18 protein-coding genes are annotated in these 19,552 nt (G+C 71.0%); 9 read left to right on the top strand and 9 right to left on the bottom strand.

Translation table 11 applies throughout. The annotated features are described in order from the left end of the window. Nucleotides 1-65 precede the first annotated feature (65 nt). Nucleotides 66-1,277, bottom strand: a complete 1,212-nt coding sequence (gene serB, locus ICC28_RS27440) for a phosphoserine phosphatase SerB (RefSeq protein ID WP_188291406.1) — start codon at nucleotides 1,275-1,277, stop codon at nucleotides 66-68. Between the two features lie 123 nt (nucleotides 1,278-1,400). Beyond that, nucleotides 1,401-3,980 carry a streptophobe family protein gene (locus tag ICC28_RS40790; RefSeq protein WP_223189631.1) on the bottom strand — a complete coding sequence of 860 codons (2,580 nt, stop codon included), beginning with the start codon at nucleotides 3,978-3,980 and terminating at the stop codon, nucleotides 1,401-1,403. A gap of 250 nt (nucleotides 3,981-4,230) precedes the next feature. On the opposite strand from ICC28_RS40790, the gene ICC28_RS27430 reads away from it, so the two are divergent. After that, nucleotides 4,231-6,750 (top strand): FHA domain-containing protein, encoded by a 2,520-nt coding sequence (locus ICC28_RS27430; RefSeq protein ID WP_188291405.1) that lies wholly within the window; start codon nucleotides 4,231-4,233, stop codon nucleotides 6,748-6,750. Nucleotides 6,751-6,843: 93 nt separating this feature from the next. On the opposite strand, the gene ICC28_RS27425 is transcribed toward ICC28_RS27430, so the two are convergent. From ICC28_RS27425 to ICC28_RS27415, 3 genes are all read right to left on the bottom strand, one after another. Then, nucleotides 6,844-7,596, bottom strand: a complete 753-nt coding sequence (locus ICC28_RS27425; RefSeq protein WP_188291404.1) for a transglycosylase SLT domain-containing protein — start codon at nucleotides 7,594-7,596, stop codon at nucleotides 6,844-6,846. A 299-nt stretch (nucleotides 7,597-7,895) separates the two neighbouring features. Then, entirely contained in the window at nucleotides 7,896-8,972 is a 1,077-nt protein-coding gene (locus ICC28_RS27420) for an S-adenosylmethionine:tRNA ribosyltransferase-isomerase (protein WP_188291403.1), read from the bottom strand. Between the two features lie 289 nt (nucleotides 8,973-9,261). Further along, complete coding sequence (locus ICC28_RS27415; RefSeq protein WP_188291402.1) at nucleotides 9,262-9,960, bottom strand: SDR family NAD(P)-dependent oxidoreductase; 699 nt, start codon at nucleotides 9,958-9,960, stop codon at nucleotides 9,262-9,264. Between the two features lie 193 nt (nucleotides 9,961-10,153). Between ICC28_RS27415 and ICC28_RS27410 the strand changes: the two genes are divergently transcribed. The 4 genes from ICC28_RS27410 to ICC28_RS27395 all read left to right on the top strand — a co-directional run bounded on the left by ICC28_RS27410 (nucleotide 10,154) and on the right by ICC28_RS27395 (nucleotide 12,716). Then, a complete protein-coding gene (locus ICC28_RS27410) occupies nucleotides 10,154-11,299 on the top strand; it encodes a GAF domain-containing sensor histidine kinase (protein WP_188291401.1) in 1,146 nt (381 codons plus the stop codon). Next, nucleotides 11,292-11,933, top strand: a complete 642-nt coding sequence (locus ICC28_RS27405) for a response regulator (protein WP_188291400.1) — start codon at nucleotides 11,292-11,294, stop codon at nucleotides 11,931-11,933. Before ICC28_RS27410 ends, ICC28_RS27405 begins: the two co-directional genes overlap by 8 nt. Nucleotides 11,934-12,089: 156 nt before the next feature. Next, the gene (gene chpE, locus ICC28_RS27400) at nucleotides 12,090-12,338 is read left to right on the top strand and encodes a chaplin ChpE (RefSeq protein WP_188291399.1); all 249 of its coding nucleotides are present in this window, start codon (nucleotides 12,090-12,092) and stop codon (nucleotides 12,336-12,338) included. A gap of 138 nt (nucleotides 12,339-12,476) precedes the next feature. Then, nucleotides 12,477-12,716, top strand: coding sequence for a chaplin family protein (locus ICC28_RS27395; RefSeq protein ID WP_188291398.1), 240 nt, complete (start codon nucleotides 12,477-12,479; stop codon nucleotides 12,714-12,716). A gap of 325 nt (nucleotides 12,717-13,041) precedes the next feature. Here ICC28_RS27395 and ICC28_RS27390 read toward each other — a convergent pair whose 3' ends face one another. After that, on the bottom strand, nucleotides 13,042-13,830 hold the full coding sequence (locus ICC28_RS27390; RefSeq protein ID WP_188291397.1) for a hypothetical protein: 789 nt from the start codon (nucleotides 13,828-13,830) through the stop codon (nucleotides 13,042-13,044). Nucleotides 13,831-13,968: 138 nt separating this feature from the next. Between ICC28_RS27390 and ICC28_RS27385 the strand changes: the two genes are divergently transcribed. The 3 genes from ICC28_RS27385 to ICC28_RS27375 all read left to right on the top strand — a co-directional run bounded on the left by ICC28_RS27385 (nucleotide 13,969) and on the right by ICC28_RS27375 (nucleotide 16,406). After that, nucleotides 13,969-14,760, top strand: coding sequence for an ABC transporter ATP-binding protein (locus ICC28_RS27385; RefSeq protein WP_188291396.1), 792 nt, complete (start codon nucleotides 13,969-13,971; stop codon nucleotides 14,758-14,760). Between the two features lie 108 nt (nucleotides 14,761-14,868). Continuing rightward, nucleotides 14,869-15,300 (top strand): NfeD family protein, encoded by a 432-nt coding sequence (locus ICC28_RS27380; protein ID WP_188291395.1) that lies wholly within the window; start codon nucleotides 14,869-14,871, stop codon nucleotides 15,298-15,300. Nucleotides 15,301-15,458: 158 nt separating this feature from the next. After that, nucleotides 15,459-16,406 carry an SPFH domain-containing protein gene (locus ICC28_RS27375; RefSeq protein ID WP_188291394.1) on the top strand — a complete coding sequence of 316 codons (948 nt, stop codon included), beginning with the start codon at nucleotides 15,459-15,461 and terminating at the stop codon, nucleotides 16,404-16,406. Between the two features lie 79 nt (nucleotides 16,407-16,485). On the opposite strand, the gene ICC28_RS27370 is transcribed toward ICC28_RS27375, so the two are convergent. The 3 genes from ICC28_RS27370 to ICC28_RS27360 all read right to left on the bottom strand — a co-directional run bounded on the left by ICC28_RS27370 (nucleotide 16,486) and on the right by ICC28_RS27360 (nucleotide 18,501). Next, complete coding sequence (locus tag ICC28_RS27370; protein WP_188291393.1) at nucleotides 16,486-16,992, bottom strand: HNH endonuclease; 507 nt, start codon at nucleotides 16,990-16,992, stop codon at nucleotides 16,486-16,488. Nucleotides 16,993-17,137: 145 nt separating this feature from the next. Continuing rightward, nucleotides 17,138-17,677, bottom strand: a complete 540-nt coding sequence (locus ICC28_RS27365) for a YbhB/YbcL family Raf kinase inhibitor-like protein (protein WP_188291392.1) — start codon at nucleotides 17,675-17,677, stop codon at nucleotides 17,138-17,140. Nucleotides 17,678-17,718: 41 nt separating this feature from the next. Then, a complete protein-coding gene (locus ICC28_RS27360) occupies nucleotides 17,719-18,501 on the bottom strand; it encodes a sporulation protein (protein ID WP_188291391.1) in 783 nt (260 codons plus the stop codon). Between the two features lie 138 nt (nucleotides 18,502-18,639). Between ICC28_RS27360 and ICC28_RS27355 the strand changes: the two genes are divergently transcribed. Beyond that, the gene (locus ICC28_RS27355) at nucleotides 18,640-19,290 is read left to right on the top strand and encodes a DNA-3-methyladenine glycosylase (protein ID WP_188291390.1); all 651 of its coding nucleotides are present in this window, start codon (nucleotides 18,640-18,642) and stop codon (nucleotides 19,288-19,290) included. Nucleotides 19,291-19,552: the final 262 nt, after the last annotated feature.

Below are 19,552 nucleotides of genomic sequence, written 5' to 3'. Positions count from 1 at the left end.
AGCGAAGGGGCCCGTCGCCGTCACGGCACGGGCCCTCGTTCTTGCTCGTCGTACGACCGTCCCGGTCAGTCCTCGTCGTGGTGCATGTCCGCCGCCTCGACCTCTTCGCGGGTGACACCCAGCAGGTACAGGACGGTGTCGAGGAACGGCACGTTCACCGCGGTGTGCGCGGCCTCCCGCACCACCGGCTTGGCGTTGAAGGCGACGCCGAGACCGGCCGCGTTCAGCATGTCCAGGTCGTTGGCGCCGTCGCCGATCGCCACCGTCTGCGCCAGCGGTACGCCCGCCTCCGCGGCGAACCGGCGCAGCAGCCGCGCCTTGCCCGCCCGGTCCACGATCTCGCCGGTGACCTTGCCCGTCAGCTTGCCGTCGACGATCTCCAGGGTGTTGGCCTGGGCGAAGTCCAGCCCCAGCCGCTCCTTCAGATCGTCGGTGACCTGGGTGAACCCGCCCGAGACCACGCCGACTTGGTAGCCCAGCCGCTTCAGCGTACGCACCAGCGTGCGCGCGCCCGGCGTCAGCCGCACCTCGCTGCGCACCTTGTCCACGACGGAGGCGTCCAGCCCCTCCAGCAGCGCCACGCGCGCGTGCAGCGACTGCTCGAAGTCCAGCTCCCCGCGCATCGCCGCCGCGGTCACCTCGGCGACCTCGGCCTCGCAACCGGCGTGCGCCGCGAAGAGCTCGATCACCTCGTCCTGGATGAGCGTGGAGTCCACGTCCATCACGACCAGGCGCTGGGCCCGCCGGTGCAGCCCCGCGGCGACGACCGCGACGTCGACACCGAGCTTGGCCGCGTCCGTCACCAGGGCGGTGCGCAGAGGTTCCGTCTCCACACCGGAGACGGCGAACTCGACCGCCGTCACGGGGTACTTGGCGAGCCGGAAGATACGGTCGATGTTGGCGCCGGTCCCGGCGATCTTCGCGGCGATCGCGGCGGTCGCCTCCGCGGTGAGCGGATGGCCGAGCACGGTCACCAGGGACCGGCCGTGGCCGCGCGGACGGTTGTCGCCGAGGCCGGAGATGATCTCCGCCTGCATCTTCATCGACTCCGCCCAGCTGTGGACGGTCGCGCGCAGCTCGCCCTCGACACCGCGCGGCGGCTCGGTCACGAGCGCGCACAGCACCATTCGGCCACGGGTGACGACCTGCTCGATGTCGACCACGTCGACGGAGTAGGCGGCGAGGGTGTCGAAGAGTCCGGCCGTGATGCCCGGCCTGTCCTTCCCGAAGATCTTGACGAGAAGGGTGGGGACGTCAGAGGTCTGCGAAGCGCTCATGATGGTCCCACCGTATCCGGCACCCAGTGCCTTCCGCCCCGGCGGTCCGCCTGGCGGACACGGAACACCGGATGTCACCCCGATGACCCGGACCCTACGCGCCGACCACGACCGCCCCACGGATCATCCCCGCCCCTTGGGTCCCCTCGGTGGCGGCGGGGGAGGCGGCGGAGGCGGAGGCGGGGGCCCCTCACCCCGCTCCCCGGGCTTCCGAGCCCCCCTCCGGGGCGACCGCGTCGGCGGCTCGATCGGCCGCACCACCGTCGGCGCCCCGTACAGATCATCCGGCCCGCCCTCGTCGCCCTGATCCCCATCATCATCCCGCCCCCCGGCCTCACCCGGCGGCCGGGGGTGGTCGGGGGGCTGGGCGCGCCCGGCCGGAGGGACCGCGTGCGACGACCGGCCGGGTCCGGGCGGCGGGGCTGTGTCCGGCGCCTGCGCGTACCCCGGCGGCCGCGCGTCCTCGGGCGGCCGCGCCGCACCCGGCTCGCGCCCACCGTCAGGCGGCGGGCCCGCATCCCAGGGTCGGGCATCTTCCGGCTCCCCCGGCTGCCGGAGCTCGTCCGGCACCCGCAGATACGGATTCGTCTCGGGATTCGGCGGCCGGTACGAGGGCGCACCGGCGGCGTACGGCCCTGCCGCGCCCGCCGACCCCGGACGCCCGGGCCTCGGCTGCCGCGGGTGCCCCGTGTCGGCTCGTTCCTGGTTCCCGGTGCCCGGTTGCTCCGGGTCCTTGGTGTCTGCCGGTCCGGCATACCCGGTGCCGGGTTGCCCCGGATTTTCGGCGCCGGTCGGTCCTGGACGCCCGGGCCTCGGCTGCTGCGGGTGCCCGGCGTCGGCCTGTTGCCAGTACCCGGCGCCGCCCTGCCGTGGGTGCCCGGCGTCGGCGCGGCCCGTGTCCCCCGTGCCTGCTTGCCCCGGATGCCCGGTGCCTGCCTGCTGTGGGTGCCCGGCGTCGGTTTGCTGGTACTCGGCGCCGGGCTGCTGCGGATCCCCGGCACCTGCCCACCCCTCGTACTCGGCGCCTGCCTGCCCTGCATACCCGGCGCCCGCCAGCCCCGCAGACCCGACGTCATCTCGCCCCGGGTCCCCAGTGCCGGCCCGCTGGCCGTACCCCGTACGCGTCTGCCCCGGGTCCCCAGTGCCGGCCCCCTGCCCGTACCCCGTACCCGTCTGCCCCGGAGCCCCGGCGCCGCCCTGCTGCTGGTACCCGGCGCCCGCCAGCCCCGTGTCCCCGGCCGCCGCCTCGGCACCCAGTGCCGACAGTGCCGACAACGCCAACGGCGTGGCCCGCCGCCCCGCCGCCCCGGTCGCCCGCGCGAGCAGAGCCCCCGCCGCGCCCGCGCCCGCGCCCCAGAGGGCCCCGAGCAGCAGTGCCATGCCGAGGCGGCCCTGCAGCTCGACTCCGGCCCCGAAGGCGTCGATGCCGAGGACGGACAGGGAGGCGTCCACGGACACCTCCGTCAGCCAGGCCAGCAGCGGCAGCGTCAACGCCGTGGCGATCCCGAGCCGCAGCGCACACTGCCCGGCGAAACCGACGGCACCGGACCCACGTACACCGGCATCACCGGCACTGCCAGTACCCCCAGCGCCACCTCCCGGTGTCCGCACCGCGGTAAGCACTCCCGCCAGCAGCATCGTCATGGCCGCCGCGATGCCCAGGAGCCAGACGCGGCTGTCCAGCTCGGCGAGGCGGCTCAGGGTGAGGGCGTCGTCGGAGTTGACGAGGAGGTCGTCCACGGGGTGGGGGAGGAACCGCGCGAGCGGGCCCGTGGCCTCGCCGTCCCAGGGGACGAAGAGGCCGACGGGGATGCCGAGCCACACCCCGTTGGGCGCCCCGAGCAGCGCGGCGCCCGCGATCCGCTTCGGATGGTCGTCGCCGATCGCCGCGTACGCCGCCGCCGCCAACCCCGCCACGACGGCCGTCAGCAGCACAGTGGCGAGCGCCGACGCGGCCGGGCGTACGACACGGTGCACGGCCTCCCAGCCGAGCGGCAGCGGAGTGCGCCGCGAGGCCAGCAGGGCGATCAGCAGGATCCCGGCCGACCAGCCCATGCCCCCGAGCAGCGTCGGCGCGGTGTCGACGGTGAAGCCCACCGCCGCCTCCGCGTCGATCAGCTCCCCGATCCGGTCGGGCAGCAGCCCGCCGATGTCACCGACGTCACCGAGCCCGGGGATCTCGATACCGCCGCCCCCGCCACCCCCGCCGGGCAGGTCGTCGAGCCCGAGCGAGCCGCCGTCGATCGTGATGACGTCGTTGCCCGCCCAGGCCAGACCGCCCAGCATCGCCACGAACAGCGCGACGACCGCACCCGCGCGCGCGAGGAGTTCGGCTGGCGCGATCACCACTCCCGCCGACTTCAGGGACCGCAGGAAGAACCACGCCAGCAGCAGCGCGCCGACCAGGCTCACGCCCAGTGGCGTGATCTCGATGGCGGTCGCCGCCTCCGCGCCCGTAAGCCCGAACGCGGACACATCGCCCGACGGCGTCACGGAACCACCGGCCGCGAGCGCCACGACCGCCGCGGTCATCGGCCCCAGCGAGCCGGCCGTGTCGGCCTCCAGCAGGTGCAGGCCGAGCGCCGCCGTGCCCACCATGCCGATCAACGCCCAGCTCACGGCGACTACGGCGGACAGCAGGACGTCACCCCACGGCACCTTGGTGCCGCGGTCCGCGGCACCGACGTTCTTGGACGCACTCATGGCAGATCCCCCGATCCCCCAGATCCGCGACGCGGCGAAGTCGCCGCGCATGTCCCCCTCGCGTGGATTACCACTCTCCGGGTCGGTTTCAACCCCCGTCAACGGAACCAGTCGATGCGTAGAAGCGTGGTCTTCACAAGGCCCGACTTTCGGTCAGGGGGCCGAGCCTGAAATAGTTCCCGACGATGTTCGACATCCCTAGACTCCCTGTGATGGGGGTAACTCGGGGGACTACTCAGTGGGGCATGGAGTGCCGGAACTCGTACTGGAATTCAACGGACAAACCTGGACGCTCGATCCGTCCAGGACATACACCCTCGGACGCGATCCGCAGGGCGACGTCGTGCTGGACGACGCCAGGGTCTCCTGGCGCCACGCCACGATCAGCTGGACCGGCCGCAGTTGGGCCATCGAGGACCACGGCAGCACCAACGGCACGTTCGTGCAGGGCCAGCGGATCCACCAGCTGGAGATCGGCGCGGGCACGTCGGTGCACCTGGGCAACGCGACCGACGGGCCGCGCCTGAGCCTGTCCGGCGCCGCCCAGGGCGTGGCCGTACCGCAGGCGCAGCCGCAGCAGCCGTACGCCGCCCAGGGCGCGAACCCGGGCTGGTCGCAGACACCGCAGCCGCAGCAGCAGGCCCCGCAGGCCGGCTGGCAGCAGCCCCAGCAGGCCGCGCCGAACATCCCGCAGCAGCAGGGTCCCGGCGTCGGCGCGGGGGCGCCGCCGGTCTACGGCGACCGCAGCCCCACCACGTTCCACCAGTTCTCCATCGGCCGCGTCATGCGCATCGGCCGTGCCCTGGAGAACGAGCTGGTCGTCTCCGACCTCCAGGTCTCCCGTCACCACGCCGAGTTCCACTCGACGCCCGACGGCCGCATGGAGATCCGCGACCTCGGCTCGCACAACGGCACGTACGTCAACGGCCAGCCGATCCCCAAGGGCGGCTCGCAGTTGCTGGGACCGGCCGACATCGTCGGCGTCGGCCACTCCACGTTCCGTATCGTCGGCGACCGTCTCGAGGAGTTCGTCGACACCGGTGAGGTCTCCTTCTCGGCCCGCCACCTGACCGTCACGGTCGACGGCGGCAAGCAGATCCTCAAGGACGTCTCCTTCGGCGTGCCCGAGAAGTCGCTGATCGCGGTCATCGGCCCGTCCGGCTCGGGCAAGTCGACCCTGCTCAAGGCGCTCACCGGCTACCGCCCCGCCAACCAGGGCGATGTCCTCTACGACAACCGGAACCTGTACAAGCAGTTCGCCGAGCTGCGGCAGCGCATCGGTCTGGTCCCGCAGGACGACATCCTGCACAAGGAACTGACCGTCAAGAAGGCCCTCAAGTACGCGGCCAAGCTCCGCTTCCCCGCCGACACCACGGCGGCCGAGCGCGAGGCCCGCATAGACGAGGTGCTGCGCGAGCTGAAGCTGGACATCCACAAGGAGAAGAAGGTCACCTCCCTCTCCGGTGGCCAGCGCAAGCGCGTCTCCGTGGCCCTGGAGCTGCTCACCAAGCCGTCGCTGATCTTCCTGGACGAGCCGACCTCCGGCCTCGACCCGGGCATGGACCGCGACGTCATGCAGCTGCTGCGCGGCCTCGCCGACGACGGCCGTACGGTCCTCGTCGTCACCCACTCGGTGGCCGAGCTGGCGATCTGCGACAAGCTGCTGGTGATGGCACCGGGCGGCGCCGTGGCGTACTTCGGCCCGCCCGAGGAGGCGCTGAACTTCTTCGGCTACGACACCTGGGCCGACGTCTTCTCCGCCTTCGAGAACTACCGCGACTACGACTGGGCCGGTCGCTGGAAGGGCTCGCAGCACTACCAGATGTACGCCGCGGACATCGACGCGATTGCTCCGCAGTCCGTACAGATGCCGCCGATGCAGGCGATGAGGCCGCCCAAGCCACAGGGCTGGATGTCGCAGCTGGGGACGCTGGTCCGCCGCTATGTCTCGGTGATCGCCTCCGACAAGGGCTTCCTGGCGCTGACGGTGATCCTGCCCGCCGTGCTCGGCGCGGTCAGCCTGCTCATCGACCCGGACAAGGACCTGCTGGTCAGACCGGTGAGCCCGCAGACCGGTATGCCGATCCCGAACGGTACGGCGACCACGGTGCTGCTGATCCTCGCGGTCGGCGCCTGCTTCGCGGGCGCCGCCAACTCCGTCCGTGAGCTGATCAAGGAACGGGTGATCTACGAGCGGGAGCGGGCCACCGGTCTGTCGCGCTCGGCGTACCTGATGTCCAAGGTGATCGTGCTCGGCGCCGTCACCGTGTTCCAGGGCGCCATGGTCGGCGCGATCGGCTTCTCCAGCCGGACGATCCCGGACAAGGCCCTGATCTTCGGCGAGGGCAAGTTCGCCGTCATGCTCGAACTCTCCATCCCGATCATGGGACTCGGGTTCACCTCGATGATGTTCGGCCTGGTCATCTCCTCGCTGGTGAAGACCGCCGAGAAGACCATGCCGCTGCTGGTGATGTTCGCGATCGTCCAGGTCGTCTTCACCGGCTGCCTCTTCGCCCTGCACGGCAGCGTCGGCGTCAACCAGTTCTCGTACCTGATGCCGTCCCGCTGGGCGGTCGCCGCCGCGGGCGCCACGCTGGACTTCAACAACATCAGCCCGCCCAAGGAGAAGGGCGACACCGACCCGCTGTGGGACCACACGGTCGGCGCCTACACCCTCGACATGATCGCCCTGATCGCGCTCGGCGTGCTCTGCGGCTTCCTCGTGGCCCGCTTCCTGCGCCGCCACGAGCCCGAGGTCATGCGCAAGTAGCAGGCACCCGGCCGGTTCCCGTACGACGCCGAAGGGCGGCACCCGTCAGGAGGTGCCGCCCTTCGGCGTTCCGTACTGAGGCCCGCGCTGGCCTCAGTACGCGCCGTTGACGTTGTCGATCGAGCCGTACCGGTCGGCCGCGTAGTTGGCGGCGGCCGTGAGGTTGGCGACCGGGTCGTACTGGCTCCAGGCCGTGCCCGGCACGTGGTAGGCGTCGAAGGTCGGCTTGATGATCTGGAGCAGACCGATCGACGGGGTGCCGTTGACGGCGTTGATGTCCCAGTTGTTGATGGCGTTCGGGTTGCCCGAGGACTCCCGCATGATGTTGCGGTACAGACCGTTGTACGTACCCGGGATGTTGTGCTTGTCCATGATGTCGAGCGCGTGCTTGATCCAGCCGTCGAGGTTGTTCGCGTAGGTCTTCGCGGCGACCGGCTTGACCTGGGGGCGGGCGGCGGACCGGCTCGCGGCCTCCTTCGCCTTGCGCTCCGCTTCGGCCTTCTTCCGGGCGGCCTCGGCCGCGGCCTTCTTCTTCGCGGCGGCCTCGGAGGCCTTCTTCTTCGCGGCCGCCTCGGCCTCGGCCTTCTTCTTGGCCGCGATGGCCTCGGCCTTCAGGCTGGCGCCGGCCAGCTGGTCGGTGAGGCTGGCCTTGACGTCCTGGATCTTCTCGGAGCTGTACGCCACCGCGGCCGTGGGGGCCTCGGCCGTGGTCGTGGTCTGCGCGTTGCCCGGAACCGCGGAGAACGCGAGAGCGGCGGCGCCGAGCGTGGCGACACCGGCGATCGCGATCTTGTGCCGCCCGGTCAGCGCACGGCTGTGACCAGGGGTGGAGGTGTTCTGGGGCATGGCGGATGGACCTCTTCGAATAGCGCGGAGGTCGCTCGCTGTCCGGTGGGGGACACGGGTGCTTCCGGCACAAACGCCGCGGGCGGAACCCGCGGCGTTGAGCGACGGCAGCCATTCTTAGCGGCCGCAAAATTGCCAGGCAAAGAGGTGACCTACGACCCCGGGTAGTGGATCAGGGAAGGGCAAAACGGGACAGACGGGAAGGTCCTTCCCGCTCACATGGGGACTCTTTATCTCCTATGTGCCTTCGTACGTGATCTGGGTCCTATGCGCGGCCTCACATCGGCCGGGCGACGCTCTCACCGGCAGTTGCGGGCGCAATGCTCTGTGTGAGGAGCCTCCGCCGGCAGGAGGAGATGCACGTCCCCGAACTCGTGCCAGAGGTAGAGCCCGCGCAGCGCCTCCTCGTACCCGCGGTCGATCGCCGCCCGCCCCGCGACCGCCTCCAGCATCAGCAGATGCGAGGCCTCCGGCTCGTGCAGCCCGGTCAGCAGCCCGTCCACCACCCGCACCCCGCGCTCCGGAGTGACGACGAGATCGGTCCACCCCGCACGCGCGCGTACGACCCCGTCGGCGCCCGCCGCCGACTCCACGGCCCGTACGGCCGTCGTCCCCACCGCGATCACCCGCCCGTCACCGGCCCGCACGGCGTTGATCAGCCGCGCCGACGCCTCCGGCACCGAGAACCGCTCCGGATACGGCGGCTCGTGCGCCTCCGCCGAGGCCACCCCCGTATGCAGCGTGATCGGCGCGAACTGCACCCCACGGCTCACCAGCTCCGCCACCATCCGCGCGGTGAAGGGCCGGGCGGCACTGGGCATCTCCGCGCTGCCCGACCCGTCGGGCGAGGGCAGCGCGAACACCGTCTGGTACGCGGACAGCGGCTGGTCGCGCTCCGTATAGGAGTAGCGAATGGGCCGCCCGTACTCCCGGAGCAGCCCCGCAACCTCGCCGCCGAGCACCCGGGCCCACCACAGCCGGTCGCTCACGGCCTCCTCCAGAACCAGCCGCACCCCGCCCGGCAGCCGCACCTCGGCCCCCACGGGCCCGCCCGCACGCGCGCGCGTGGTCCCCCTGCCGTCGGGATCCCGCAGCTCCACGGTCCACCGGCCGTCGTCCCCGCGCGTGGAGAAGTGCACCACCACGCGCGCGTGCCCCACTTCCCCGTCCACCGCGGCGGCCAGCGTCCGCGACGTGTTGACCACCAGCAGATCCCCGGCCCGCAACAGCCCCGGCAGCTCCACGAACGCGTGATGCGACACCTCGGCACCCCGCGACACGAGCAGCCGCACGGCATCCCGGTCCAGCCCCGGCCTCCGCTGCTCCACCGGCACCCGCGCCGACAACTCCGGGGGCACCCGCACGGTGAGTGTCATCGCCCCTCCACCAAGACAGCCGTGCTGCGGCATCCGCAGGCAGGCCGGCCCGCGAGCGCTCGTACGGTGTGCCGGTCCTGTCCCGGGCCGTGCCGCCCGGCTAGTGCTAGTGCTAGTGCGGATGGCTGTTCCGGGGCTCGCACGGTGAGTGTCATCGCGCCTCCGCCGAGGGTGCTGTGCTGTGGCGTCCGCTGGTCGGCCGGTCCGCGTGCGGTCGTACGGCGTGCCGGGTCGTGCCGGTCGGCCTGTGCTTGTGTCGACCGCTCCTCCGGGACCCGCTGAGTCACGGTCACCGTGCCTCCAGTAGCGCGGTCGCCGTGTACCGGCCACTCGCCGGGCGCCGGTCCAGCAGCCGCAGGAAGGCAGGGGCGATCTCGTCGGGGACCGGCGTGCGCGAGAGGTCCTCGCCGGGCTCGGCAGCGGCCAGCATGTCCGTCCGCATACTGCCCGGGTCGACCCACCACACGCGCAGCGCGGGTTCCTCGACGGCGAGGACCGCCGACAGCTGGTCCAGAGCCGCCTTGGTGGCCCCGTACCCGCCCCAGGTGCGGTACGCCTCCACGGCCGCGTCGGAGCTCATGTTCACCACCGCCCCGTCCGAGGCCGCGCGCAGGAGCGGCAGCGCCTCCTGCAGCAACGCCAGCGGCGCCACCACATTCGTCTCCAGCGCGGCCCGCAGGGCGTCCAGGGGATGAGCGTCCAGCGGTACCAGCGGCTCGGTCCCCAGGATCCCCGCGTTGTTCACCAGCAGATCGACGCCGCCCAGCCGCCGCGCACCGGCCACCAGCTCCGAACGGTGCCGGGCGTCCGTGACGTCCCCGGGCACGCCCTCCACGCGCGTGCCGTACGTCGTGAGCGCTTCCGTCGCCTCCTTCAGCCGGGCGGCGTTCCTGGCGTCCAGCACCAGGTCCCACCCGCGCGCGGCCAGCGCCTCGGCGAGCGCCCGCCCCAGCCCTTTCGAGGCCCCCGTGATGATCGCTACCGGCATGACACGTCCCCTCGTCGCCAAGCGAGTCGATGTGCCCTCACCGTAGGAACGGGCCCGCCCGCGGCGCCTCGGGCGGGAGCCGCACCGGCGCGGGGTCTTTCGGCCGGGGACCGCCGCCCTAGGCCCACGGACCTAGGCGAACGCGGTCACAGGCCCGATCCGCTCTGTCACACCCCGCCGGTACGGTGAGGGCATGAATCAAGGTCCCGGGTCCGGCCTCGCCGCGGTGAGTTCCGCGCTGCTGGCCATGAGCAGGCATCTGGAGGTGCGCGACGTCCTCAAGACGATCGTCGCCTCGGCCCGCGAACTGCTGGACGCGCAGTACGCCGCGCTCGGCGTACCGGACGACCACGGCGGCTTCGCCCAGTTCGTGGTCGACGGCGTCAGCGACGCGCAGTGGAAGGCCATCGGCCCCCTCCCGCGCCAGCACGGCATCCTCGCGGCGATGCTCCACGAGGCCAGGCCGGAGCGCCTCGCCGACGTCCGCAAGGACCCCCGCTTCGAGGGCTGGCCGTCCGCCCACCCGGACATGTCCGACTTCCTCGGCCTGCCGATCCGCGACGGCGACGAGACCATCGGCGCGCTGTTCCTCGCCAACAAGCGCTGCCCCAAGCCGGAGGGCAGCTGCGGCTTCACCGAGGAGGACGAGGAACTCCTCTCCATCCTCGCCCAGCACGCCGCCATCGCCCTCACCAACGCCCGCCTGTACGAGCGCAGCCGTGAACTGACCATCGCCGAGGAACGCTCGCGCCTCGCCCACGAACTGCACGACGCCGTCAGCCAGAAGCTGTTCTCCCTGCGCCTGACCGCACAGGCCGCCGCCCGCCTCGTCGACCGCGACCCGTCCCGCGCCAAGGGCGAGCTGCAGCAGGTGGCCGCGCTGGCCGCGGAGGCCGCCGACGAACTGCGGGCCGCCGTCGTCGAACTGCGCCCCGCCGCTCTCGACGAGGACGGCCTCGTCGCCACCCTGCGCACCCACGTCCAGGTGCTCGACCGCGCCCACTCCGCAAGCGTCTCCTTCGCCGGGCAGGGCGTCCGCGCCCTGCCCGCGGCCCAGGAGGAAGCCCTGCTGCGCGTCGCCCAGGAGGCCCTGCACAACGCCCTGCGCCACTCGGGCGCGCAGACCGTCGACGTGACGCTGGACCGGCGCGGCGGCGGAGCCGTACTGCGGGTCACGGACGACGGCAGCGGCTTCGACCCGCAGACGGTCCGCAGGGCAGGCCGCCACCTCGGCCTGGTCTCCATGCGGGACCGCGCGAGCGGGGTCGGCGGCACACTGACGGTGGAATCGGCGCCCGGCAAGGGCACCACGATCGAGATGGAGGTCCCCGGTGGCTGACCCAATCAAGGTGCTGCTGGTCGACGATCACCAGGTGGTCCGCCGGGGCCTGCGGACCTTCCTCGAAGTGCAGGACGACATCGAGGTCGTCGGCGAGGCCGCGGACGGCGCCGAGGGAGTCGCCCGCGCCGAGGAACTGAAGCCCGACGTCGTCCTCATGGACGTCAAGATGCCGGGCATGGACGGCGTCGACGCGCTGCGCAAGCTCCGCGAGCTGAACAACCCCGCGCGCGTGCTGATCGTCACCAGCTTCACCGAGCAGCGCACGGTGGTCCCGGCCCTGCGGGCGGGCGCCGCCGGTTACGTCTACAAGGACGTCGACCCCGATGCGCTGGCCGGCGCCATCCGCTCGGTCCACGCCGGGCACATCCTGCTCCAGCCCGAGGTCGCCGGCGCGCTGCTGTCCCAGGAGGACACGGGCCCCGGCCAGGGCAGAGCGGGTTCCCTCACGGAGCGGGAGCGCGAGGTGCTCGGTCTGATAGCCGACGGCCGCTCCAACCGGGAGATCGCCCGTGCGCTCGTGCTGTCCGAGAAGACGGTCAAGACGCACGTCTCGAACATCCTGATGAAACTCGACCTGGCGGACCGCACCCAGGCGGCACTGTGGGCCGTACGCCATGGCGTGACCGGCTGACACGCCCTCCGCACGGCAATACGGAGGGTTCCGCTCCGGAGTGAGATTCATACCGTCGTGGGAATGTCCCCCGGATGGCGCATCCTTCGTGGATCTCCGGCGTTCTCCAAGACGTGCTGCGGCGCCTGTCGCGGCAATCGCTAGGAGGGCTCAGAAGTGAAGAACCTGAAGAAGGTAGCGGCCGTGACGATGGTGGCCGGCGGGCTGGTCGCCGCGGGTGCCGGGATGGCCTCCGCCACCGACGGCGGTTCCTACGCCGACGGCAAGGCCGTGGGCTCCCCGGGTGTCGGCTCGGGCAACGTCGTCCAGGCCCCGGTGCACATCCCGGTGAACGCGGTCGGCAACAGCGTGAACGTCATCGGCGTGCTGAACCCGGCCTTCGGCAACCTCGGCGTCAACCACTGACCCCGGTCAGCTTGTCCGCTCAATGATCCGAACGGGCAGTTCACGGCGGCTTTCCGTGCCGTTCAGGGAGTACCGCGCGTTGATCAGCGCACGACCCGCGGCCGGGTCGGACACGCAAACGCAGGAGGAACGCTTCCCATGAACATCGCCAAGAAGGCCGCCGTGGCCCTCGCCGTCGCAGGTGCCGCCGCCGGTGCTTCCGCCGGTGCCGCTGTCGCTGACGCCGGCGCCGACGGCGCGGCCGTGAAGTCGCCGGGCGTCGGCTCGGGCAACCTCATCCAGGTTCCCGTCCACGTCCCCGTCAACGTCGTCGGCAACACGGTCAACGGCATCGCCGGCCTGAACCCCGCGTTCGGCAACTCCGGCGCGAACGACTGACGTCGGGTCCAAGCCGACCCAGGGCCCCGCAAGTCAACGGTGACTTGCGGGGCCCTGGGCATGCCTGCCGATCCCTCGTCCGCGGCCCGGCGAGGGCTGGCCGCGCAGTTCCCCGCGCCCCTTCGGGGCGCTCAGCCTGCGGGCATGCGCGTCGCCTGGCGCGGCGCCCGCCCACCCCGCTCAGCCTCTAGGCAGTCGTGCCGCCTGGCGCGGCGCCCGCCCATCCCGCTCAGCCTGCGGGCAGTCGTGCCGCTGGGGCGGCACGGGTGGGCGCAGGCGGCAACCCGTCAGCGCCGGGCCGCGCGACCCACCCGCGGACCCCGGCTCAGCGCAGCCCCCGCTCCCGTTCCTCCACGTACGCGTTGTACGCGGCGACCTGCGCCCGCCGAGCCACCCGCTCCACCGGCCGCAACGCCTCGGCCCGCGCCACGATCTCCCCGGCGGTCACCGCGGCCCCGTGCCCGTTCTCGGACGCCACGGAGATCAGCACCCCCACCCGCTGCGCCAACTCCAGCACCCGCACCGCCCGCGCCGGATACCCCGGCGCCAAGACCGACCGCCCACGCTCGGCCCGCGCCCGATACGCGTCGATCGCCGCCTCGGCCACCGGCCCCGACCCGGCGACGTCCAACCGCGACAACACCTCCGTCGCCTCCCGCAACGCCTCCGCCAACTCCCGCTCGGCCTCACCCAGCGACGGCACATCCGCGGGCGGAGCCTCCCGCACCGGCAGCACATGCCACACCACCTCGACATGCACATCGCCCTCGGGCCCGGCCTCGTACACCTCCGGCACCAGCCCGAACGCGACTCCGTGGCACACCACCGCCTCCTCGGCCTCCAACGCCCGCGCGTTGAACTCCGGCGGCCCGCTCAGCCCCAGCGGATGCCCCGGCGCGGGCAGCGCGACCCGCAGCCCGGTCACCCCGAGCGTCCGCAGCCGCCCCAGGGCCAGCGTCAGCCCGACGGGCGCGGACTCGCCCGGCAGACCCTCCACCCGGTGCACGGCGTCGTCGCCGACGATCGCGAGCACGGCGTCATCCGGAGAGACAAGTCCGGCCAAAAGGGCATTTCCCCAGGAGGCAAGGCGTCCTGAACGTGGTTCCGAGAGCATGCCCTCACCTTAAGGACCGGACCGATGGAATGGACCGGGTAACCGGTGGCGTAGATTTCCTAGAGGGCTGCGCCCACAGGCGCACGCGCCAGCCGAGACGCCGAGACCGGTCACACTGCAAGGGGAGACAACGCGCTCATGAGCGATGTTCTGGAGCTTCAGGACGTATCCGTGGTCCGCGAGGGCCGGGCTCTGGTGGACCAGGTCTCCTGGTCGGTCAAGGAGGGCGAGCGCTGGGTGATCCTCGGCCCCAACGGCGCCGGCAAGACCACCCTCCTCAATATCGCGTCCAGCTACCTCTTCCCCAGCAAGGGCACCGCCACCATCCTCGGCGACACCCTCGGCAAGGTCGACGTCTTCGACCTCCGCCCCCGCATCGGCATGGCCGGCATCGCCATGGCCGACAAGCTCCCCAAGCGCCAGACCGTCCTGGAGACGGTGCTCACCGCCGCCTACGGCATGACCGCGACCTGGCACGAGGACTACGACGAGATCGACGAGCAGCGCGCCCGCGCCTTCCTCGACCGCCTCGGCATGAGCGACTACCTGGACCGGAAGTTCGGCACCCTCTCCGAGGGCGAGCGCAAGCGCACCCTGATCGCCCGCGCCCTGATGACCGACCCCGAACTGCTCCTCCTCGACGAGCCCGCCGCCGGCCTCGACCTCGGCGGCCGCGAGGACCTCGTACGCCGCCTCGGCCGCCTCGCCCGCGACCCGATCGCCCCCTCCATGATCATGGTGACCCACCACGTCGAGGAGATCGCCCCCGGCTTCACCCACGTCCTGATGATCCGTCAGGGCAAGGTGCTCGCCGCCGGCCCGCTGGAGCTCGAACTCACCTCCCGCAACCTCTCCCTCTGCTTCGGCCTCCCGCTCGTCGTCGAGCAGGTCGGCGACCGCTGGACCGCCCAGGGCCTCCCGCTGACCTGAACCCTCGTGCCACGCGTGTGAACTCCCTGCGAAAACAAGGCGAAGAAGGCTACGGCAACCCGATCTGCGCCCTGTCCGCGGCAGGTTGTGCGGTCCTACCATGACCATGTGAACGACATCGACGCATGGGTGTGGTGGCTCATCGGCGCGGCCGCGCTCGGAATTCCGCTCGTGATCACTGCGATGCCCGAACTCGGCATGCTCGCCCTCGGCGCGGTCGCCGCCGCGGTCGTGGCCGGCCTCGGCGGCGGCATCGTCCTTCAGGTCGTCGTCTTCGTCGCCGTTTCCGTGGCCCTGGCCGCCGCCGTGCGACCGCTCGCCGCCCGGCACCGCAGCCAACGACCCGAACTCGTCTCCGGAGTCGAGGCATTGAAGGGCAAACAGGCCGTCGTACTGGAACGGGTCGACGCCTCCGGCGGCCGGATCAAGCTCGCCGGGGAGGTCTGGTCGGCCCGCGCCCTCGACGGCGAACGCGCCTACGAGGCAGGGCAGGAAGTGGACGTCGTGGACATCGACGGAGCCACGGCGATCATCATGTGACCTCCTGCGACGCAACAGGGGAGAACACCCCCCGGATCACACGACGGTCTGTCAGACTCGACCGGCAAGATCTTCAACAAGCATAAGATCTGCACCAATTAGGATCCGCAGGATCTGCGACAGCGCGCCGAGGCGGAGAAGGGTACGGGGAGCCGACGATGGAACCGGTCATCATCGTCTTGATCATTCTGGTGGTGTTGGTCTTCATCGCCCTGATCAAGACGATCCAAGTCATCCCACAGGCCAGCGCCGCCATCGTCGAGCGCTTCGGCCGCTACACGCGGACGCTGAACGCGGGACTCAACATCGTCGTCCCGTTCATCGACACCATCCGCAACCGCATCGACCTGCGCGAACAGGTCGTACCGTTCCCGCCGCAGCCGGTGATCACCCAGGACAACCTGGTCGTCAACATCGACACCGTCATCTACTACCAGGTGACCGACGCCCGCGCCGCCACCTACGAAGTCGCCAGCTACATCCAGGCGATCGAGCAGCTCACCGTCACCACGCTGCGCAACATCATCGGCGGCATGGACCTGGAACGCACCCTGACCTCCCGCGAGGAGATCAACGCGGCCCTGCGCGGCGTACTCGACGAGGCCACCGGCAAATGGGGCATCCGCGTCAACCGCGTCGAGCTGAAGGCGATCGAACCCCCCACCTCCATCCAGGACTCGATGGAGAAGCAGATGCGCGCCGACCGTGACAAGCGCGCCGCGATCCTCACCGCCGAAGGTACGCGCCAGGCCGCCATCCTCACCGCGGAGGGCGAGAAGCAGTCCCAGATCCTGCGCGCCGAGGGCGAGGCCAAGGCCGCGGCCCTGCGCGCCGAGGGCGAGGCCCAGGCCGTCCGCACGGTCTTCGAGGCCATCCACGCCGGTGACCCCGACCAGAAGCTCCTCTCCTACCAGTACCTCCAGATGCTCCCGAAGATCGCCGAGGGCGACGCCAACAAGCTCTGGATCGTCCCCAGCGAGATCGGCGACGCCCTCAAAGGCCTCTCCGGCGCCATGGGCAACTTCGGCCCCCTGGGCGGCGGTTCGGGCGGCGGCGGCAACTCCGGCACCGGCACGGAACGCCGAGAGAAGCCGTCCATCGACTGACAGCGGCACCGCCTACGACAACGGGGCCCGCCTTCCCAAGAAGGCGGGCCCCGACGCATCCGGGGACGCGGGGAAATGGTCAGGCAGCGTCCCGGGCAAGCCACTCAGGCAGCGCGTGAAACTCCTCGGCCCCCAAGGACAACAGCATCGCGTCCGCCGGAGTCGGCTCGAACGGCTGCCGCAGCAACGGCATCCCCGCCTCCTCCGGAGTCCGGTTGGCCTTGCGATGGTTGTCCTCCGCGCACGAGGCCACCGTGTTCAGCCAGGTGTCCTGACCACCCTGCGACCGCGGCACCACGTGGTCCACGGTCGTCGCCCGCCTGCCGCAGTACGCGCACCTGTGCCGGTCACGTACCAGAACACCCCGCCTGGACCACGGCGCTTGTCTTCGGAACGGCACCCGTACGTACCTGCACAGCCTGATCACCCGGGGCGCCGGTATGTCGACCGCGGCTCCGCGCATGCGCAGTTCGGGGTGGGACTGCTCGACAACGGCCTTGTCCTGAAGCACCAGAACGACGGCACGGTTCAACGTCACCGTCGACAGCGGCTCGAAGCTCGCGTTCAGTACCAGCGTGTCCCGCATACCAGCCCACCTCCTGTGTGCACCGGCCCACCCCCTGGCGGGCTGGGATCAACTCTGGCCGGGCACGCCGAGATGGACAACGAAATAAAAAATGCCCGCCTCTGATCACTTCCAAGACCAGAGGCGGGCAAACGTTCCGTGAACGTCAGTCTTCGGCGGGCACCTCGTACTCACCGATGAGCTGGGCGCGCGCGATCGTGTGGAACCGCAGGTTGAAGCCCACGACAGCGGGCGAGGCGTCCGCGTCGGGACCGAGCTTCTCCTGGTCCACGGCGTACACCGTGAACACGTACCGGTGCGGCCCGTCCCCGGCCGGGGGCGCCGCACCGCCGAAGTCCTTCGACCCGTAGTCGTTACGGGCCTGCACCGCACCCTCGGGCAGCCCCTCGAACTTGCCGCTGCCCGCACCCGCCGGCAGCTCGGTCACCGAGGCCGGAATGTCGAACACGACCCAGTGCCAGAACCCGCTCCCCGTAGGGGCGTCGGGGTCGTAACAGGTCACGGCGAAGCTCTTGGTCTCGGGCGGGAAGCCCTCCCACCGCAGCTGCGGCGAGGTGTTGCCGGCCGCGTAGACCTGAGCGTCCTTGAGGGTCGCCCCCTCCTCGACATCCTCGCTCGTCACCGCGAACGACGGCACGGGCGGATGAAAGTCGTGGGGGAGCGGCCGCCTCTTGAGCTCGGTCACCTCGGATACCTCCTGATCGGACGGTTCAGTGGGTTCCGAGCCTAGAACCAGTTGCGCTTGCTGCCGACCTCGGACAGCCACTGGTTGAGGTACGCCGCCCAGTCGGTGCCCTGGAAGTCGTTCAGACCCACCTGGAAGGACCGGTAGGTGTCGCTGCCCTCGCTGAACAGCCCCGGCTTCTTGTCCATCTCCAGCACGACGTCCATCGCGTCCTGATCCGCGACGAAGCTCAACTCGACCTGGTTGATGCCCCGGTACTGCTGCGGCGGGAAGAACTCGATCTCCTGGTAGAACGGCAGCCGCTGCCGCGTACCCCGGATGTGACCGCGCTCCATGTCCGCGTTCTTGAACCGGAAGCCCAGCTGGATGAAGGCGTCGAGGATCGCCTTCTGCGCCGGCAGCGGGTGCACGTTGATCGGGTCCAGGTCGCCGGAGTCCACCGCACGGGCGATCGCCAGCTCCGTGCTCACCCCGATGTCCATCCCGCGCAGCGACTGCCCGTCGATCATCGTGATCGGCGTCTCCCAGGGGATCTCAAGACCGAACGGAACCGCGTGCACCGCATTGGCCTGGAGCTCGAAGGCACCGCCGAGCTGCACCTTGGTGAACTCGATGTCCTGCTTGTACTCCTGATCGCCGCTCTCGACCTCGACCTTGGCCCGCAGACCGACCGACAGCCCCTCGATCTGCTGGTTGACGGAACCGCCCTGGATCCGCACCTCACCCTGCACCACACCGCCCGGCACGACGTTGACCTCGGTCAGCACCGTCTCGACCGAGGCGCCGCCGGCACCCAGACTCGCGAGCAGCTTCTTGAACGCCATGTCTCTCCCTTTACGACTGGATCCTCGATCCCTACAAACGCGATCCGGCGGTGACCGGTTCCGCGCCCTCACCCTTGCAAGGCAGGGGACCGCTGACCACCCTTGGACCGCCACCCGTCTGCACTACCCTCGGACGGCATGATCGCGACCCCCGACCGTACGCCCCTGCCCAGGAACTTCTTCGACCGGCCCGTACTCGAAGTCGCCCCCGACCTCCTCGGCCGCATCCTCGTGCGCTCCACCCCGGACGGTCCGATCTCCCTCCGCCTCACAGAGGTGGAGGCCTACGACGGCCGCAACGACCCCGGCTCCCACGCCTATCGCGGCCGCACGCCCCGCAACGACGTGATGTTCGGTCCCCCCGGCCATGTGTACGTCTACTTCACCTACGGCATGTGGCACTGCATGAACCTGGTGTGCGGCCCGGACGGCACCGCGAGCGCGGTCCTGCTGCGCGCCGGCGAGATCATCGAAGGCGCCGAGCTCGCCCGCAAACGTCGACTCTCGGCCCGAAATGACAAGGAACTGGCCAAAGGCCCCGCCCGCCTGGCAACCGCCCTCGGCGTGGACCGAGCCCTCGACGGCACGGACGCCTGCGCCACCGACGAGACCCCGCTCAGGATGCTGACCGGCACCCCTGTCCCCTCTGACCAGGTACGGAACGGACCGCGCACCGGCGTGGCCGGCGACGGGGGCAACGGGGACATCCACCCCTGGCGTTACTGGATCGCCAACGACCCGACGGTGAGCCCCTACAGGGCCCACGTCCCGAGGCGCCGCCGAAGTTGACTCGCCCTGGGGAGGCGCGTAACGTAGCCCGAGCCGCTGAACCGGGTACGGCAATCGCCAGCAGCCGGAGCGGCCAACCCACTACCTACGACTTCCCCTTCGCGGGGTCGAATTCGGTGTGCCCGCATGCCTGAATTCAGAACCGCAGGGCTCGATTATGAGCTGGCCGGGGAATCGGCTAACGTAGTGAATGTCGAAAGGCCGACGAGCGAAAGCCAAAGCCTTCCGGCGAATCTCGCCGACAGGGAATCGGGCCCGAAAG

It is taken from the genome of Streptomyces sp. TRM68416 (genome assembly GCF_014596915.1).
Taxonomy (GTDB): domain Bacteria; phylum Actinomycetota; class Actinomycetes; order Streptomycetales; family Streptomycetaceae; genus Streptomyces.
This window is presented reverse-complemented; position numbering and strand designations above follow the sequence as displayed.

Excerpts from the sequence above, each read along its gene's own strand:
- serB (WP_188291406.1), bottom strand. The coding sequence starts at position 1,277 with ATGAGCGCTTCGCAGACCTCTGACGTCCCCACCCTTCTCGTCAAGATC.
- ICC28_RS40790 (WP_223189631.1), bottom strand. The coding sequence starts at position 3,980 with ATGAGTGCGTCCAAGAACGTCGGTGCCGCGGACCGCGGCACCAAGGTG.
- ICC28_RS27425 (WP_188291404.1), bottom strand. The coding sequence starts at position 7,596 with ATGCCCCAGAACACCTCCACCCCTGGTCACAGCCGTGCGCTGACCGGG.
- ICC28_RS27420 (WP_188291403.1), bottom strand. The coding sequence starts at position 8,972 with ATGACACTCACCGTGCGGGTGCCCCCGGAGTTGTCGGCGCGGGTGCCG.
- ICC28_RS27415 (WP_188291402.1), bottom strand. The coding sequence starts at position 9,960 with ATGCCGGTAGCGATCATCACGGGGGCCTCGAAAGGGCTGGGGCGGGCG.
- ICC28_RS27410 (WP_188291401.1), top strand. The coding sequence starts at position 10,154 with ATGAATCAAGGTCCCGGGTCCGGCCTCGCCGCGGTGAGTTCCGCGCTG.
- ICC28_RS27395 (WP_188291398.1), top strand. The coding sequence starts at position 12,477 with ATGAACATCGCCAAGAAGGCCGCCGTGGCCCTCGCCGTCGCAGGTGCC.
- ICC28_RS27390 (WP_188291397.1), bottom strand. The coding sequence starts at position 13,830 with ATGCTCTCGGAACCACGTTCAGGACGCCTTGCCTCCTGGGGAAATGCC.
- ICC28_RS27385 (WP_188291396.1), top strand. The coding sequence starts at position 13,969 with ATGAGCGATGTTCTGGAGCTTCAGGACGTATCCGTGGTCCGCGAGGGC.
- ICC28_RS27375 (WP_188291394.1), top strand. The coding sequence starts at position 15,459 with ATGGAACCGGTCATCATCGTCTTGATCATTCTGGTGGTGTTGGTCTTC.
- ICC28_RS27370 (WP_188291393.1), bottom strand. The coding sequence starts at position 16,992 with ATGCGGGACACGCTGGTACTGAACGCGAGCTTCGAGCCGCTGTCGACG.
- ICC28_RS27360 (WP_188291391.1), bottom strand. The coding sequence starts at position 18,501 with ATGGCGTTCAAGAAGCTGCTCGCGAGTCTGGGTGCCGGCGGCGCCTCG.
- ICC28_RS27355 (WP_188291390.1), top strand. The coding sequence starts at position 18,640 with ATGATCGCGACCCCCGACCGTACGCCCCTGCCCAGGAACTTCTTCGAC.